Genomic DNA, 18,925 nt, shown 5'->3' on the forward strand with positions numbered 1-18,925 from the left:
AAGCGGTATTCCTATTTCAGAATTTCCCCTGCCGCGCCTCAGCATTACGGGGAATGACTGCGCAGGGGAGGAGAAAATTAAAGATATCAATTCAAATAGCTTCTAACCCTTTTGCTTAGAGTACTTCTGTATGCGTGGTCAGAAACTGTCATTTTTTTAATGGGGCTGTGTCGATGTCTTGACACAGCCCCATTTTCTATATTGGATTCTACCAAACAATAATATTCTGTTACAAAATTGTTCCCGATGATCGTTACGGTTCTGTCGTTTCCTCCGGAGTAATCGTTACCACATCGACACTGTTTTTATGCCCGTAGAAAGGACTCTGAGGTTTATAAGTAGTATTGGGCTCTCCGGTTCTGTCATTGATGTAATAAACGTTTTGAGCCGGGTTGCAATTATTGATTTCTATGGCTGCCGACCAACTGATGTTAATTCCACCGTCGCCAATATTCCCTATAAAACCTGATGATGACGAAATACTCGAATAACGTATATAGACATTTTCCGTCTGACAATCGTCAAACGATACGCCTCGATCGCCTAACACTTGTCCGACAAGACCGCCGGCCTGATATCCCGTGAGATGTACATCTGTCGCAGAACAGTTTTTTAAAGCGGCGACTCTATTCCCGGCACTTCCTCCGCCTGAACCAATCCAACCGACCAGACCTCCGAGATTTTGAGAAGGAGTAGCAGACGACTTAATCTGTATGTGTCTGACGTGTACATTCTCGAACTTGCTGTTCATACTCCACTGATTACCTCCGGTATAACCGATACACCCTGCAAAATAAGAGAACTCTTTGCTGTGATCGACGGGTTCTCCGTCTACATCTTTTACCGGGAACTCCGCATAGGCAAGACCATTGATCGTTATATTTTCGAAAGTAAGGTTCTTCATGATTCCGTCGAATTTACCCCATACGCCGGTATATGCATTATATCTACCCAAAACAAATGAACCCAGCTTATACTCATAGACCGCCCCGAACTTCCCGCTCATGGAAAAATTGCGCAACGTGTGACCTTGTCCGTCGACCGTATATGTCCTACCGCTGGAACCGGGATAAATCGGGCTCCACTCGACACCGCTCATATCTATATCGTTGCAGATACGCAAAGTAAAACCGGGGGTAGCCGCAAGCATATCGTCGATATGAGTAGGCAGCCAAGCAAACTCTTCTCTCGTATAGACCGAATAGGTATTGGTCTGTTCATCGTAAGCCGGTTGAGAAGGTGTGATTTCCTCCGGGTTCCACCATTCTTCGCCCTCGATCCATTCGTTCTTGAAACCTTCTTGGATATCTACATCTATCGTTCCGCCCACAGTCAACAGATTTCCCAAAATCGTAGTGAGATAATTCCTTTGTACGGGTATATTGGTTGTAAAATCTTTTGTAACGACCGAGGCTGTTCCTTTCAACATCTCCAAACTGAAATGTATGGCACGTTGCTCGTCGCCAGTAATGAGATAGTCGACTACCAACGTACGATTATTCGCAGTAGCATCATATCCCCCTTCATAAAATTTATCACCTGTTTCATCTTGCATAATCGATGCGGTATAAACCTTCGAACTTTCGGCATCGGCGCTACCGACAGCCTCGCCGGTAACAGCATTTAAAGCAGAGAAACGTACACAATCGTGATAAGCGACCTTGAAATTATCGGGCATCTCCATGCCTTCGGAGGCCCAATCGGTGGTAATCACACGAAGTTTTGCAAACGGGCGTTTCAAAGTCATGGCTTCACCGAACGTTTGTGTCACCGAGATATTTTTCATAAAGAAATAGGCATCTCTACTCTCGTCGTTCAATTGAGCATCAAGCCCATCTTTTATCGAAATGTCGGTAAAATCGGACGTGTTATAATGCAAATCGGACGTTTCTCCTTGTTTTACAAAATCGGCCCACGCTACAAATTTGTAGGTATTGTTCGGCGTAAGACGAAATTCGAAGGAAACAGGTCCATAGGTATCAACTACCTGAGTCTGAGGTGCAACGAGCAATGTCGCACCATCTTCGGAATAAACAGCCACCTGATAACGAAGATCGTACTTACTCCAATCTACGTTTGTCAATCCTCCTTGTGCACTATTCGTACCGGTCACCGCACGTGTCACCTGCAAGGCTTCGGGAGCTTCGAACATGATACGCACTGCGTCGCCGTTCGGGTTCGCCCCGGGTTCGTCCAATTCATTGGAACAGCCTGTCATCAGTCCCAACAAAGCCATTCCCGCTAAAAAATAATAACTCTTTTTCATGATGAAATAATATAAAATGGTTAAAAATATATTCTCAATCGGGTATCACCACAACATGTTCATTATCGAAATCATCGTCAATACCGATATCGCCGCTTCCTATGGTCTTTGTCAAAAACGGCCCCTTAATAACGGTCTCTCTATTGCGATAAAGAGGTACGTCGATATTCTGGTAATGATTTATTTCTTTCCCATTTCCATCGTATACAAAGACATCTACCAGCACGTGGTCTTCCCGACGATCCGAAGCAAGCACATAATCATAAGCCAAAAGAAGCGTTCCATCATCGGTCAGTGTCGTGGGAGCGGTTTCCATTGTACGAGTCTCGACAAAAGCATTGGGCATTTCTGTTCCCACATTATATCCGACACTGACATATTGCTTGTATATGATTTTAATATGCAAATCGTCCACAGCACTCCTTTTCTTTCTAAACTCTTGTAAATCGGTAGCCCATAACCGAAAACGGCCAGAGGCTCGCTCCATATATACCGAAACCATACGACCATCGACAGCTGCCCCAGAAGCCTCATTTCCCGACAACCTAACCGGACCTGCTTTATCATCTCGGCTCGAATCGACTATAAAATCACAATTCCCGGCAGCCGAATTTTTATGATGATTATCCAACGGTTTATGAGATACATTCGCCCTAACGGCATCGAGTTTATCGGTACTGAAATGCCAGTCGGCAGGCTCTTCCTTCGGCACATAATCGGCCCATGCCAACACTTTATAAATTCCATCTGCCAAACAGAAATACAATGTATCTTGCGGAGCGTCTGTCAATCTTTCTACCGATATTTCACGGCGTTCTACCAGATTGCCTTTATTCACATCGTCCGTCGCCCCCGGCATTTTATACAGCTCGACAACAAAGCGCAAACACAATCGCTCATCGGCTGTGTAATTTCCCGAAAGGACAGGTTCTAAATCATTTATCGAAGATTCACCCTCAGCATCATACGTCAATTCTTTATAATACACAGGAGGTGTACGATCGGCATTCAGTTCCACCATTACCCATGTTTTCTCCGACTCGGGATATTGATGGATCGTTTTGTCACATGCCGTTACGAATAACGACACAATGCAAACAAACGCTATGATATGAAAACCGTACTCTTTCATCTCTATTCCTATCTGTTTTTCTTATTCCTACGAGCGAAAGACCATTTATACGACAGATTTACTCCTGCACGCGTAACTCCCCAATAGACATCGGAACCGGATTTAAATAAAGCGCCATTTCTGCGATTACGATAGGCATCATAATCGTACTCGGCAAAACCGACTCCTATGTTAAACTCTATTCCCCACCGATTGTCCTTTCCCCATGAAAAGGCATATCCATAGCTCAGCCCCATACCCCAAAGCGCATGGTTAGGATCTTGATAACGCGCCTTATCGTTTATGGCGACATTGAACCCCGCCACATGAGTATGCAACCCTATAAAATGACCATTCATAACCGCTCCCGGCCACCACCGTACTTCGGGTTGAACCGCCAGCAAACGCAACTTACGAGTCGATGTAATATCGTAAGGCGAATACCATACCGGAAGGTCTATCGACCAGTGAGGCCACAGCTCGGCCTCAAAACCGAGATTGGCGGTCAGCGCAGCGACAAACAACAAATTGGTCTTAACGGCAATCACTCTTCTTCGATTTTCTGTCGTATTCATCGGAAACGAAGATACCGGTTCCCTTACAGGCAACGAATAGTCGAAAGATAACCTCTCGACATTTACCGGAATACGTTCAGGCCGTTCATGACATACGATAGCCATACGTGCATTGCGGAACGGAGGGAATATATCGCGAATAATTCTATGCCATGTATAACCCTTGTCAAGAGCGATAATCTGCGACTTTCTCCGTTCATTGTCTTTCTCTTTCCCCAAAATATCGAGAACCTTTTCTTTATTGGGAATCTTTGCCCCATTCTTCAATGCAACTTCAAAAGAGTACCAATCTTCCCACAGATTTTCCACCCTCATCAAATCCTTCGGAAATCCTGTCTCTTTCGATAAATATTTCGCCAACGCTTGCGAACGATACTCCCCCAACTTATGGTTCCATTTAGAAGGCCCCTCGGGAGAAGCGCTTCCTCCGATCCAAAGATAGGCTATACGTACCGAAGCGTCTTTTTGTACTCGGCTCAACACTTCGACGATACTATCCAATTGTTTATTAGGGAACAAATCGTATTTATTCACTTTAAATATAACCGGTATAATAGAAGAATGCGCATGATAAAAAACCGAATCTATTTTCCCCTCGGGTAAAAAAACGACATAATCCGGGTAACTCTTAGAAAATGAAAATATAGGGGACTTGGATTCTTGAGCTTGAACCAAGCTCACAAGCAATATCCCCAAAAAGATTAGCAATATTCCCCTTTTTATGTGATTACACTTATTCACTCCGTGATTTCATTTAATATTAAAATTCAAAAGATTTTTTGCGGTCCCTCTTATGTTAATTATTCTGAATGCAAAGATAATTTACCACTCAGAAATTACATAGATTAAACAAAATCTGTTAAATTATAATTTTACATTAACACATATAGCTAATAATCAAACACCTACAAAACATGTCTCTTGTATAAAAAATAAAAGCCACAGCAAAACTGTGGCTTTTAAGTGTTTATAAACATTAGAAATTGTTTCAGAACATCAACTTTGCTCCGGCAAAATAGCTACGAGGCATAGAGGGGCCATAAATATAACCCGAATCTCTTTCCTTTCCCTGATCGAAATCTCTTTGATAAGCGTTAAAAATATTCTGAATGCCAGCATTCAGTTGCAAAGTGATAAATTTATACAACGAAAAATCATAAGATATTTTCAGGTTCATATCAAAGAAGTCGGGAGTAGTTACAGCTATATCCTTCGGTATGTAACCTTTCATGTGCTGGACGATCATAGAACCGGTATAAGTTCCCGAAAGAGCTATGTTCAGAGGTTTTACCGGAGAATATGTGGCCGTAAAATAACCATACCAATCGGGGGTACGGAATATTCGCTTTTCTGCCGGAACAGAACTATCTTTGCTCCATTTTTCAGGCCTTGTATAATGACTTTTCTGCCAAGTCACACCTGCTTGTAACTGCACCAAAGAAAGATAGGCTACCTTGCCTTCGACCGTCACCCCTGCAACCTCCGCACCCTGTCCGTTACGTCGTTCTTTTATCACCGCATTGTGTTCTTCGTCTTTCCCTATCTCTTCAAGAACAAAAACATGATTCAATCGAGTATAAAAACCTTCCAACAACAGGTTACATTGAAAAGCCCCGAAACGACGATACATATCGGCCGAAAGACTTACACTGTGGGATTTTTCTTCCCTCAAATTCTCAGCTTGTCTTATCATCGTAGCTTCTCCTCCTACCGCAGCAACATGCAAATCTTCATCATACGTTTGGGGAGCCCGAAACCCGGAAGAATAACTTAAACGCAAATTCACATCTCTAACAGGATTGAAACGCAAGTTGGCTCTCGGACTGAAAATGACATGATCTATCAGATTATGTTTATCCAACCGTCCTCCAACAAGGATACTCCAACGATCGTTCTTCCATTCGTTTTGCAAAAAAGCACTCTCGGTATGTACCTCTTGACGAGTCTTGCGATTATACCCTTTCATCTCATCTCGCAAATTATCATAATTATATTCGATACCGGCTGTTAAATCGGCAGGCATAAACAAACATTTATCGAAACTGTATATGTATTGAGTACCTGCCACGACAGTCAAGTCCTCCGTTTCGCCGTATGCGTTAAGATTTTGTTCCGTTCCGTAATAACTGTCCCTGCCGATATGCTGAGCCGAAGCATATACATTAACCCGATGTTTTTCATCGGGAGTAAACAGGCTATAATTCAAACCTCCTCCGTTGATAGAATGATTCAACTGCTCCGCTATATCGGCTTCGTGCGGCGGACGGTTCAGGCGATCGCCACCTCGTCGATATTCACTGATATGATGATATTCAAACGTTAGTTTGGAATAATTGCTGGTTTTCAAATAAGAGCGAAAGCCCAATGTCTGAGCCTTTAATTCGGGCAACTCTGTGAACCCGTCGTTATCGTGGTCGTAACCGCTTCGCTGACGATTCTGCCCGAAAATGTAAATACCGGCTTTATTATTGTCGGTTACGAGCGAAGCATTCAGCGAAGTGCTATTGTCGAAGTCGCCGCTTCCACCAATAGAAGTGATACTGTGCGCTATCGAACCGCTATTACGCAACGGTTCCTTCGTAATAATATTGATTGTCCCCGCTATTGCCGAAGCTCCGAATAATGCAGAGCCTCCTCCCCGCATCACTTCCACTCGCTCTATCATATTGGCCGGAATCTGTTCCAACCCATATACACCCGACAATGCGCTGAATATGGGACGAGAATCCATCAATATCTGTGTATACGGACCATCGAGCCCATTTATACGGACTTGTTGAAAACCGCAGTTTTGACAATCGTTCTCGACCCTGACACCCGGCTGAAAATTAAGGCCTTGTGCCAAAGAGTTGGAGTTGGTATTTTCAAACGTCTTTATATTCAAAACATTGACCAAAGTCGGCGCTAATTGGCGTGTGGTTTCACTACGATTGGCAGAAACGACAACCCCGTCTAAAACAACGGCATCCTCTTCGATTTCAAAATCGATTTCCAAAGTCGTCCCTCTCCTCAGCGAAACCTTACGACGCTCTGTCTTATATCCTACGGAAGAGGTTTCGAGAAAGAAATCTCCCTCCGGCAAATTTTTCAAAAAATAGTGACCCGATGCATCGGTCATTACACCGATAGTCGTACCTTTCAAAACAACTGAAATATACGGTAAATGTTCTCGTGTGTTCTTATCCAATACATGACCGACAATATTGATGTCCAAAGATTTCGATACGGCAGTTTCGGCACATAACTGCCCGGCACACCACAGGCATACCCATAATAATATATAATTCTTCATTTTTCGATTCTAAATAATAAAATACAATCTGTTGTCCCTACCTTGAAATAAGATAAGGACAACAACTCTTTTCTCCTAAATATATCATATTACAGAACCGAAACGGGCGGAGCTCGCAAACCATGAGCGCCCCATTTCTCGGAAATGAGACAGAAATATCTGGACGGGAAAAACAACCGGCTGCAATAAGAAAACAAAATCACCGATACAAAAGCCCACATCGACGGATTCTCCGTCTCGATACTGGACAACATGTGTATCAACTGAAACTCAGCCGTTGTATGTTCGTGTTCCGTTCCCGGTTTATACGGGTGAGAATGGACAATCGTCACTCCATTGACTACATGCGAGTGTGTGAACAGCGAAATACAGCCTATGTACGAAATGAATAGTACAGGCAGAAAATATCTCGCTATTTTATAGAGCAACTGTTTCAAAGGTATTTCTATTAAAAATACAAATTTAAGATTTTTTTATCGATTCCGCAAAAATTACAAAACAAACACCGTCATCATTTATTTCAAAACTACGATAATTCCCAATCAAGCCTTTCTTCGCATGGCTACTATTCGGTCAAAGCGTTTCTGAGAAGGAATCCCGACAACAAGTTCTTTCGGTTCAAATTTTTTATCGAACTCAATAGCCTGAGATTCATCTATATTATATACAGGATTTTCAATATAACGTCCTCTTGCATCGGATAATGCGTTTTCATATAACTCGCACACATGCAACGCATCGGCATACATGTCGTCTGCTGTCCGTATTCCTAAGGTCTCGGCAGGCACAAATCCCCTTCGCAAATAGTAGTCGGGATCCCCGCATAATAAGATTGCACGAAAGCCCATACATTTGGCTAAATTTCGAGTATGGTCGATCAATCTTTTCCCGATACCCATGTTCTGATATTCCGGCAACACCGAAATAGGCCCCAAAGATAAAACCTCGTATTCTTTTCCGGTATCGGCTTGAATGACCGATTTCAAAAAGACTATATTCCCAACGATCTTATCATCGAATACGGCAACAAAATCCAACTGCGGTACAAACGCCCGACTATACCGCATGATATGAATCAAATAATGTTCGTAACACCCGGGAGAATAACGATTCCAAAAAGCCTCCCGAACTACATTTTCTGTTTCGGGATAGTCCGAGAAACGTTCATTTCTAAGTTCTATTTCCATACAGACTTCTCTTTCCACTCATTTTTCACAAAAATACAAAATGCTTCATATAAAATAGACACATAGCGAAAAAATAAATTTGAGCAAATCGAATATAATTATATGATAAATAGATAATTACACTTTATTTTTTTAAATAAGACAGAGCCAACAAAAAGCCAATACAAAGCCCAACGGCAATCTGCCTCTGATGTGCCGTATCACAGTGAACGGCAAAATTAAACAATTTAAGTTTCCCCACGGTTGTGGGACGTGAAAAACAACCGTGCTTCGGGTAAGAGCGTCGAAGCGCAGAGAATCAACCTTGCGATAGATAAAATCCGTGTGGAGGTAAACCACCGCCATCAAGAACTGATACAAGCGGAGTTTTATGGTAAAGGACACAACAGCACAGGTCAAGCGGAAGCCGATATCGAAACAACTTGTGTTACACATTGGCGGAACACCTATCGGGGAGTAGTTTAGGGAACGGTATGAAAAATTTCGCTATAAGTAAACCCATAGAAAAAGGCAGAAGTATATAATCTGAAGATTTTGCGAACAACTATAATAAAGCATGTACGATTTTACTCCTGTATATGGCTTTTTGTGTAATTTTACAATGTGAAAAGCAACCATTTATTCCAAAAATTACAATAATAATATATATGGCAATTATAGGAAATGCAAATTATTATATTTTTACAGGTGGACCGGGTAGCGGTAAATCAACTGTACTGAATATATTGGAAAATATGGGATATATGACGGTACGGGAAGTAGCAAGAGATATTATCAAAAATCAGGTTAGGACAAATGGTGATGCTGTCCCATGGAATAATACAGTCAGATATTCCAATTTGATGCTGCTACGTTCCATCGTTGATTTTGAAGAGTTTATACACATGGACAAGCCATGCTTTTTCGATAGGGGCATTATTGATACATTAGGCTATGCACGATTGATAGGAATTCCGATAACAAGCGGAATGGTAGATGCAGCAAACAAATACCGCTATAATATCAAAGTGTTCGTATTTCCCTTTTGGAAAGAGATTTATGTTAATGATTCGGAACGAAAACAGAATATAGACGAAGCAGAAAGAACATTTTGGGCATTGAAAAAAGAGTATGAAAAATTTGGCTATAACACTGTTGATGTTCCATTTTTAACTCCACAAAAACGCGCAGAATGGGTTTTGGAACGTTTATGATAGAAATCCCCATTCACTTTATAGAAAAAACATATCTATGATTATTCTTATTGCAGGAGATACCCATACGGGGAAGACCTTATTGGCACAAAGGCTGTTGGAAAGATATAAATACCCCTATTTGTCGATAGACCATTTGAAAATGGGTCTTATCAGAAGCGGGCAGTGCAAACTTTCCGCTGATAGTAACACTGCGGAACTGACAGAATATTTATGGCCGATTGTTCGGGAAATGATAACAACTTGTCTTGAAAATTCCCAAAATCTAATTGTCGAAGGATGCTATATTCCATTTGGTTGGGAAAAAGATTTCTCTCTTGAAGATTTGCGGCAAATCAAATATGTTTGCTTAATATTCAGTAGCAAATATATAGAAACCCATTTTGATGATATTCTGCGATTTGAAAAAATCATAGAAAAACGATTGTCTTCTGATGTAATTTTGGGAGAGATAATAAAAACAAACGAGTATAATTTAGAACAATGTGTGTCACGAAACTATAACCACATTCTGATTAATGATACTTATCAAATTGACATTGACTGCATATAGTTTTTCGATTGAGATATTGCAGTTGAACATTTGTTCCAACTTTGCATTTAGAAGAGTTATTTGACAGCATAGCAACACAAAAGCACTGAAATTCGCACGGTTGCCAAATCGTTACTGCCACCACTCAATTAATTCACTAAAATTTTATTTCTCAACTGATTTAGTCAAACCAATGAAAATCTAAAATAGATTTTATCGTTTACAACGATCGGAATTTATACTCCAATTTACAGTTCGTTCGTCTGATATACCAAATACAAATCAGCAACGAAACAAATGTCGAAATAGGAGGAGCAAATCCCATCAGATGTAATGATGCCGAGTCTATCTGCCCGAACAGATAAGATAACGGGACACGAAAAACGAAAGTCGCTATTATACTATGAATCATAGGGAATAACGAATTTCCCTGCCCACTGAAATAAGAATTGATACAAAACACGAAACTGACGATAATACAGTCGATACTATATCCACGCAAGTATTCGGAAGCCATTGCAATTACAGCCGGATCTTTTGTAAAGATTCCGGTTAGCGTATCGGGCAAAAACTGGGAATAAACGCAGACCGATACCCCGAATATCAATGCCATACCAATTCCCGAATAAAGGCAGCGTTTCATTCGCAACAACAATCCCGCCCCATAATTCTGAGCCGTCATCGTAGCTACTGCCGACGATATGGCCATCGGGGGCAACATGGCAAATACGATAATTTTCTCGACGACTCCCAATGCTGCCGAAGCAATAACACCCATTTGATTGACAATAACGGTTATCAATAAAAATGATACATTCACCAAAGCATCCTGTAAAGCGATAGGCGCTCCTAATACAAAAATCCGGCGAGAAAGAATAGGACTTAATCGAATATCCCGACGGGAAAAAGGGAAATGAAATCCTCGTTTATGAAGGAACCAGAGTGCCGTTAAAAAACTAATGCCTTGTGAAGATACCGTGGCAATCGCTGCTCCTGCCGCTCTCAAATGACAAAAACCGACAAGAACGACATCAAACACGATATTGATAACACAAGCCAAAGCGACAAAATAAAGCGGAGTTTTCGAATCGCCCAATCCTCGAAGAATCCCGCATACAACGTTATATCCCATAATAAACGGAATGCCTATCGAACAAATCAGTAAATAATGTTTTGCATCACGCATGGCCTCGACCGGCGTGTGCATGAGAACAGCAATATAATTATGAGAAACAACCATAATCAACGTCAAGAACAAACCGACCGAAGCAAATAGGCAAATGGACGTACCGATAGAAGTCACGACATCGCGATAATTCTTCGCACCCGTTGCCATAGCTATAACGACCGTAGTACCGGTGGTCAGTCCTAAAATAATCCCTGTAATCGTCTGCATAACCTGACTACCAATGGCAACGGCAGCGACACTGGCGGCATCGTCGAACCACCCTACTACAAACAGATCGGCTCCGCCATAAAGAGCTTGAAGCAGATTCGCAATCAAAAAAGGAACGGCAAATTGAAGTAGCGTTTTGAGTACACTCCCTTTCGTCAAATCCAATTCTTTCATAAAACCACTTTTAAGAAAAAGCCGGACAAGAGAATGATTTTCACCATTCATCTTATCCGGCATTACAACTATCATTATAATACCCTCCGATGAGGATTTTCCTTATTTTTCGGGTGCAAAGATGGGTCTAAATTCGCTACGAACCAAATTCTTTTATAAAAATTCCGAATCGTCTTTTATTTTCCCACGGCTTCGGGAAGTGCGACGAATGTATATCCTTCTCTCTGCAATACACGAATAAGCCGTTCGAGATAGCGCTCATAAAACTTATCGGTACGTTTGTCATCGGTTCCTAAATGAAACAACATAATATGACCATTCAATCCATTGCGTTTTTCGACCTCCATTACCCTATCGTATATAGACTCGCTACTACGATAATTCTTCATATCGGGAGTCGTATAGTCGGCATTGGTCCATGTGCCGGGAGTAAAATTCACAAGCCTTAACCCTAATCCTCTCGCCCAAGCTGAAATCTTCTCATTATAATATTCATAAGGAGGAATGAACAGATTGGATCGCGATACATCTATACCAGATTTGCGCATGCGAGCATATACATCTAACATGTCTTGCTCGAACTGTGCTTGACTTACCAAAGTAGAGTCCCGATTTTCCCAAGCACAATATAACAGATGCGCATCGCCGTGAGCCCCTACATAGTGTCCGGTATTGTACAAAGTCTGTATAGTCTCGGGGAAACGCTCATAAAATTCGCCGGTGAAGAAAAATGAACCTTTCACATCGCATTTTCCCAAAACTTCTAAAATACGCCGAGCACCATCGCTCTTATCAGCAGCCGTAAAAACAAGCGAAATTTGTTTCTTCTCGGCATCGGTACGGACGATTCCTCCATAAGCATACTCGTTTCTATCCAATCCGCAAGATTTCATACCCTCCTTTTGCAGAGATGACAGCAAATAACTGAGGCTGGCCGTTCCGTCCATCGTAGGTTCATTCGTAGAGTAATCTTGTATATCGTCATGATATACTATCTCTGATTGAAAACGGGCATAAGGATCTCTTCTCGTCAAACGAACGCCCCTCAAACTATCGAAGATGGACGAATATACGGGGCCATCGACCAATCCACCGACCGTCGTACCAACACCCAAAGCGACTAACGGCGTGTGCGGATCGACGGGATAATCGCCCCATAAAGGCAACTCGGTAATCATACTCGTACCCCACGGATTGCACCCGAATAACCAATCGATCAACGAGGACTCCATCTCCCGATATCGGTTATCACCTGTCAATTCACGATAAAGGCGACATTGTGTAGCCATAGCGACTGTCAAATTATTGGAACACCATATTGCCGGGATTCCATTCAAAAAAGGATTTCCCTGCGCCCGTTCATAAACTCGTTCGATACCACTACGCAAATTGCGTCCAAACTCCTTACTTATGCGCGAATCGCTCACACTCGCCAAATGATAATGCCCTAAATTAATAAAAGGATACCATTGATAGTGACGAGCACTATCGGCTCCCATCCACGGTGTAACCGGTTCGAATCTTCCATATTCGACAGCTTCTTGTAAAAAAGAGGTTTCTCCCGTAGATACATATAATTGAACGGCTGCCAATTCCATGTCGTCAGTCCAGTTACACTCCTCATAAATGTATGGAGAAACGACCGAAGCTGTTTGGCAAACTCCGGGATTATTCGCTCCATGCCAATAGGCCTCACGAGCTTTAACAAGCAAAGTATCGGCCATATCGGGATAAAAATCTTTCAATATCTCGGCTCCCAATGCGAAGCAAGATGCATATTTCCCAGCCGTACTGGCAACACCAGTCGTTGCATTGGAGAACTCGCCTCGCACCTGAGGCTTTCCCGAACAATAATAAACAGGACGTCCCGTACCTTTCCCCCAACCATAATCTATATGGTCTTGCGAGGGTAATTTAAAGCCTTTGTGATCTCGGTCGTCGGCAATTTGATTGTACATTTCGCCTTTCAAGGGATTCATACGATTAAGCCAATCCAACCCCCATTTAATCTCATCGACAATATCGGGAATGCCGTTTGCTCCGGGTAAACCGTATGCATCATACGCATCTCCATAGACCTCCGGATTTTTCAAATAGGCAAACATCATTTGATAGGTAGCATTAGCCGATGTGGTGACATATTGTAACTGGTCGCTCGCATCATGCCAACCTCCCCGAACGTCGATTCGTTCGCCATTTCTCGTCGGGTGATAAACGATATACCCATCGTGGATATGGCAACTGTCCTGTTCGAACGGATTAAAACCGCAACGTTGCTGTCGCATATACCGCAAGATGAAATCGGCGGTTCCGTCATATACCCGATTGCCTATGACAAACCGAGGAGACATAGTTTCCCCTACTCTTAACACATAAGTTCCCTCTGTTTTAAAATCGCTGAAATCGAGACGATAAACAGACTGCATACGTCCCCATGTATTCGCCTTTTTCGGATTATCAAACCGCTTCACAATCTCCCCGGTAAACACCTCGACAAGTACATATTCTTCCACAGCAGCTTTTCCTTCGCTCATAAATACCGCTACCTTAGGAGATTCGGGCAAATAACCTAATTGATTGATACGAATCCATTCGCCCGCAGACACAGATGAAAGAAGAGAAACAAGCCCTATTATGATACCGGAAATACTGTACTTCATACACCTTATGATTTTGTGGATCCAGGGGTCTGTTTCCTTATCAGGAACAATAAACCTATGAATGTGAACAGAGCATTCAATATCAGTAATTCATAACTGAACGAATACCCTCCGAACCAAGTCTGAGAATTCCGATCTAATATAAAGCAAAGAATAGGGGAAAGTATGGCAACCAATGGTATGTACTTATCTTTTACCTGCTTCTTTACAAATATACCAAAAGCAAATAACCCCAATATAGGACCATAGGTATAACTGGCTAAAATATAAACGGCATCGATGACACTCGTATTATTGAGCAAGTTAAAAACAAAAATCACAATACCCATAACCACGGCCATACCCACATGCACTCGCTTACGAAGCCTGACAACTTGGTCTTCGCTTTTACCTTTCACACCCAGAATATCGACTGTAAACGAAGTTGTCAATGCGGTCAAAGCCGAGCCTGCCGCCGAATATGCCGAGGATATAAGTCCGACGACAAACAAAATTCCGACAATTACAGGAAAATATCCTTGCGTCGCAATCATAGGAAACAATTCGTCACTCTTTTGTGGAGCTTGAATGCCGTTTATCTCGGCATATACATACAAAAGAACGCCCAGCATCAAAAACAGGGATATTACGAAAAACTGCGAAATACCGCTAGTTATCATATTTTTTTGAGAATCCTTGAAGTTCTTGCAACTCAAATTTCGTTGCATCATGTCTTGGTCGAGACCATTCATGGCAATCATCGTAAAGACCCCTGCCAAGAATTGTTTAAAGAAATATCGCTTGTCGTCCACATCGTCAAAATAGAACATGCGCGACATATCCGATTGATTTATCGTCTGCCATAAACCGCCAAAGTCCAAATGCAAATCGGTAGCGATATAATAAATACACAATATGACAGAAACAATGAGACACACGGTTTTCAACGTATCGGTCCAAATCAATGACTTTACTCCACCTCGAAAGGTATAAAGCCAAACTAATCCAACTGTAAAAATTACATTTAAAAGAAATGGTAACTTCATCGGCCCGAAAACGAGTAACTGCAAAACCACACAGACCAAAAACAATCTTACCGCAGCACCGAGCATCTTGGATATGAAGAAAAACCAAGCTCCCGTACGATAGGAAGACATGCCGAACCGGTTCTCCAAATACTCATAAATGGAAACTAAGTTCATTTTATAAAATAGCGGAACCAGCACATAAGCAATCAGTATCTGTCCGACCACGAAACCTAAAACCATTTGTAAATAGGAAAAGCCGCTGGCCGCAACCATACCCGGAACCGAAATGAATGTTACGCCTGAAATCATAGAGCCAATCATGGCAAAAGCTACAACATACCAGGGAGATTTACGATTACCCACAAAAAAGCCCTGGTTATCGGCTCTATGTCCTACTATATAGGAAATACCGAACAACACAATGAAATAAGCAAAAATGGCGATCAAGACAACAGCAGGTGTCATTTGTTTTTATTAAATTTAATGGTTATTACTCTTCATATAATAAATAAGGACGACGTTGCTCTCTGAATTTTTCTACGTCATCATGCCACATAGCCTTTATTTCTTCGGACGATTTCCCCGCCTTTATCATTTCACGTACATAATCCACACCTATCAATTTCTCGAAAAACGGGCGAAAGAAATGATCTCCTAAATTAAGGTTGCGATAAGCATCTATCACATAATCGAAATTAATACCCTTTTCCCATATTTCTTCATTGGATAATCGAGTCAAATCCACACCGTAACATTTCTTATTCAACAAAGGAGGATTTTTCGCTCCCGGCACACTACGAGGAGTAAAAGAGAATGTATAACCTACCATGTTGGGATGTCCATAAATTTGAAACGGCCAATCGGTTCCCCGGCCCAAACTTACCGGAGTCGCCTCGAAATAACAAGTCGACGGATAAAGATATATCGATTTCATATTCGGCAAATTAGGAGAAGGAGGAATGGGAAGTTCATACATAGTTCGATGTGTATAATTTTTACACGGTATCACAGTCAAATCACAAATGCGACCCTCGGAGAGCCAACGCTCCCCGTTTACCATACGAGCCAATTCTCCCAAAGTCATACCGTGCACTACCGGTATAGGCAACCAACCTACTCCTGATTTATATTTCATATCAAGAATAGGCCCGTCGATATAATGACCGTTAGGATTCGGACGATCCAAAACAATCACCATACGACCATGTTCGGCACATGCATCCATCAACTTAACCATTGAAATATAGTAGGTATAAAACCGTAGTCCCACATCTTGAATATCGACTACCAAAACATCGAACATACGCATAGATTCGTCCGACGGACGTCCTGATTTTCCATCATACAGCGAACTTATTTTTATTCCTGTCTTAGGATCGATCGACCCCGACACATGCTCTCCGGCATCGGCTTTTCCTCGAAACCCATGCTCGGGAGAGAATATAGTTACCACATTCAAACCCTCTCCGACCAGAACATCTACTAAATGTCTATTACCAATCATACCCGTATGATTGGAAAAAACGGCTACTCGTTTTCCTTCCAAAAGAGGATAATATTCAGCCGTTCTTTCAGCCCCTACGATAACACGGTTTTCCTCGGCTTGAACAATAGAAATACTACAAATGAACAATAAAAATAAGATTTGCTTTCCCATGGCATTTATCCGTCTCATAGCACTATATTTCACAATTTATTTGTAAATGTAAACATATTTTCAAAACAAGACAACCCGTATAAAAATATTTAATAGATTTTATAAACTATATAGAAAGTCGTTCCCTTTTAAAATATAATATTATATATTTGTCTAAGAAAAATCAATATGATACAAACACCCATTTTCAATGATTAAGTATACCCAACAATCATTTCATAAGAATTGCAAGTTCATGTTTACCTCCATATATAATCGTATTCTAAACTATTGCAACTCGGTCTATAAATCTCCATCTTCCAAAACCGTAAAAAAGATGAAAGAGGAGTCTGCAAGATGGTTTATCGATTTATTGCAACAACGTTATTCAACGGGAACAAGCGACTCACCATGCATTCATACAGGGAACAAATGCGTAATCATAATGGTAGACAATACCATTTACAATCCTGGATTGGCAGACAAGCTACGGGGAATATTGTCTATTTACTCCTTATGCAAGGAAAAACACATCGACTTCAAAATCAACTGGACCTATCCGTTCGAATTGACCGAATACTTGCTCCCCAATAAAATTAACTGGATTATAGAACAAGAAAAAATCAAATACTCTCTATCCGACTCTAAAATCGTAGTCATCGACACATTGCCTAATATTCATGCTTCCAGACAAAGTATCATCGATAAAAAAATATTCGACGATACCGTTCTAAACTCTCAATATCTACAACATCACATCTACACCAACAGCATCATACATACCCAAGCGTTTCCAAACTTATTCAGAGAACTTTTCACACCCTCCGAAAAACTACAATCGCTCATTGATTTACATCAGAAAAACATCGGCGAAAAATATGTGGCCGCGTCCTTCCGATTCCTCGAATTACTCGGTGATTTCAAAGACTCAGAGGGTATGGACGAAATGCTTCCTTCCAGAGAACAGAAGCTACTAATAGAACAATGCTATATCGAATTAAAAAAATTCATAGATACTTTACCCGAATTTTACAAAATATTAGTAACCTCCGACAGTGAACGTTTCCTTGCAAAAGCGAGTACACTACCCCGCACCTATATTATACCCGGAAAAGTGATTCACATCAGATACAAAACGACCGATACTTCGGCCTATATGAAAACCTTCCTCGATATGTTCCTATTGAGCGGTGCTGAAAGTCTTGTTCTCTTTAAGACCGGTAAAATGTACAATAGCGGGTTTCCTCGCTTAGCTTCCCAAATTGGTAACAAACCTTTCAAAATACACGAGTTCTAACAGTATATATCAAATCGAAGGGCGTCGAAATAGCCATAAGTCCGGTAATCGTACTATTCCTCTCTGCACTCGTTACCGAGGGTATCAACACTTCTTCGGGGTGGGAGTAAAAAGATAGGAAGGGATTTTTGTTTGTATATTTAACCCCTCCGTCCTTTGGACAGCTCCCCTGTGTTTTGCGTAGCAAAATATAGGAGAGGAGGTTTAACGCCCTTTTGTTACATCGTTTTAACAAACGAGATAACTGTATTCGCCTTTCTCCTATGCCGTGTTACGGGACACGGTAAAGGGGGAGGGTAATACTTTCTTATATATCGTGTTTGTACTTCTCTCCTGTTCGGCATTCCGGTACAGGGGGAGAGGGGTAATCATGGAAACGATGTGACTTTGGGGGCGTTCATGTGTCTCTCCTGCCTTGCCTCGTTGTGAGTCCTATATACAAAAAGAGAGAGAGCCGAAGGGGTTCTCCCTCTCCGGCTCTCTCTCCTATAAGTTGGCGGCTACCTACTCTCCCACTTGCGCAGTACCATCGGCGTGGCGGGGCTTAACTTCTCTGTTCGGAATGGGTAGAGGTGGATCCCCCGCGCTGTAACCGCCTG

At 41.7% G+C, this 18,925-nt stretch carries 13 protein-coding genes, 1 rRNA gene and 1 pseudogene; 4 read left to right on the top strand and 11 right to left on the bottom strand.

The window, feature by feature from the left end; genetic code table 11:
- Positions 1-253: 253 nt before the first annotated feature.
- The 6 genes from NBH06_RS13135 to NBH06_RS13160 form a co-directional block, all read right to left on the bottom strand.
- Positions 254-2,266, bottom strand: a complete 2,013-nt coding sequence (locus NBH06_RS13135) for a DUF6562 domain-containing protein (protein WP_250794746.1) — start codon at positions 2,264-2,266, stop codon at positions 254-256.
- Positions 2,267-2,300: 34 nt separating this feature from the next.
- Entirely contained in the window at positions 2,301-3,398 is a 1,098-nt protein-coding gene (locus NBH06_RS13140; protein WP_195330318.1) for a DUF6562 domain-containing protein, read from the bottom strand.
- An 8-nt stretch (positions 3,399-3,406) separates the two neighbouring features.
- The gene (locus NBH06_RS13145; RefSeq protein ID WP_250794748.1) at positions 3,407-4,486 is read right to left on the bottom strand and encodes a DUF3575 domain-containing protein; all 1,080 of its coding nucleotides are present in this window, start codon (positions 4,484-4,486) and stop codon (positions 3,407-3,409) included.
- 454 nt (positions 4,487-4,940) lie between these two features.
- On the bottom strand, positions 4,941-7,244 hold the full coding sequence (locus tag NBH06_RS13150; protein ID WP_250794749.1) for a TonB-dependent receptor: 2,304 nt from the start codon (positions 7,242-7,244) through the stop codon (positions 4,941-4,943).
- A gap of 89 nt (positions 7,245-7,333) precedes the next feature.
- On the bottom strand, positions 7,334-7,681 hold the full coding sequence (locus NBH06_RS13155; protein ID WP_229066125.1) for a DUF8478 family putative metalloprotein: 348 nt from the start codon (positions 7,679-7,681) through the stop codon (positions 7,334-7,336).
- Positions 7,682-7,786: 105 nt separating this feature from the next.
- Complete coding sequence (locus tag NBH06_RS13160) at positions 7,787-8,431, bottom strand: GNAT family N-acetyltransferase (RefSeq protein WP_250794750.1); 645 nt, start codon at positions 8,429-8,431, stop codon at positions 7,787-7,789.
- 136 nt (positions 8,432-8,567) lie between these two features.
- Here NBH06_RS13160 and NBH06_RS13165 point away from each other — a divergent pair.
- The 3 genes and pseudogenes from NBH06_RS13165 to NBH06_RS13175 form a co-directional block, all read left to right on the top strand.
- Positions 8,568-8,803 (top strand): annotated as a pseudogene (locus NBH06_RS13165) (Arm DNA-binding domain-containing protein); the annotation flags it as partial.
- A gap of 275 nt (positions 8,804-9,078) precedes the next feature.
- Entirely contained in the window at positions 9,079-9,624 is a 546-nt protein-coding gene (locus NBH06_RS13170; protein WP_250794752.1) for an AAA family ATPase, read from the top strand.
- Between the two features lie 37 nt (positions 9,625-9,661).
- A complete protein-coding gene (locus tag NBH06_RS13175; protein WP_250794754.1) occupies positions 9,662-10,177 on the top strand; it encodes a glutathione S-transferase family protein in 516 nt (171 codons plus the stop codon).
- A gap of 199 nt (positions 10,178-10,376) precedes the next feature.
- Here NBH06_RS13175 and NBH06_RS13180 read toward each other — a convergent pair whose 3' ends face one another.
- The 4 genes from NBH06_RS13180 to NBH06_RS13195 all read right to left on the bottom strand — a co-directional run bounded on the left by NBH06_RS13180 (position 10,377) and on the right by NBH06_RS13195 (position 17,050).
- The gene (locus tag NBH06_RS13180) at positions 10,377-11,726 is read right to left on the bottom strand and encodes an MATE family efflux transporter (protein ID WP_250794756.1); all 1,350 of its coding nucleotides are present in this window, start codon (positions 11,724-11,726) and stop codon (positions 10,377-10,379) included.
- A 176-nt stretch (positions 11,727-11,902) separates the two neighbouring features.
- Complete coding sequence (locus NBH06_RS13185; RefSeq protein WP_250794758.1) at positions 11,903-14,386, bottom strand: bifunctional glycoside hydrolase family 9 protein/polysaccharide deacetylase; 2,484 nt, start codon at positions 14,384-14,386, stop codon at positions 11,903-11,905.
- A 5-nt stretch (positions 14,387-14,391) separates the two neighbouring features.
- Positions 14,392-15,858 (bottom strand): sodium:solute symporter, encoded by a 1,467-nt coding sequence (locus NBH06_RS13190; RefSeq protein ID WP_250794760.1) that lies wholly within the window; start codon positions 15,856-15,858, stop codon positions 14,392-14,394.
- Positions 15,859-15,883: 25 nt separating this feature from the next.
- A complete protein-coding gene (locus tag NBH06_RS13195) occupies positions 15,884-17,050 on the bottom strand; it encodes an exo-beta-N-acetylmuramidase NamZ family protein (RefSeq protein ID WP_250794766.1) in 1,167 nt (388 codons plus the stop codon).
- Positions 17,051-17,240: 190 nt separating this feature from the next.
- On the opposite strand from NBH06_RS13195, the gene NBH06_RS13200 reads away from it, so the two are divergent.
- Positions 17,241-18,326, top strand: coding sequence for a hypothetical protein (locus tag NBH06_RS13200; protein ID WP_250794762.1), 1,086 nt, complete (start codon positions 17,241-17,243; stop codon positions 18,324-18,326).
- A gap of 491 nt (positions 18,327-18,817) precedes the next feature.
- Here the strand turns inward: NBH06_RS13200 and rrf are convergent.
- Positions 18,818-18,923 (bottom strand): 5S ribosomal RNA (gene rrf, locus NBH06_RS13205).
- Positions 18,924-18,925: the final 2 nt, after the last annotated feature.

The sequence above is a fragment of the Barnesiella sp. B2-R-119 genome (genome assembly GCF_023656675.1).
GTDB classification, from domain to species: domain Bacteria; phylum Bacteroidota; class Bacteroidia; order Bacteroidales; family Barnesiellaceae; genus Barnesiella; species Barnesiella intestinihominis.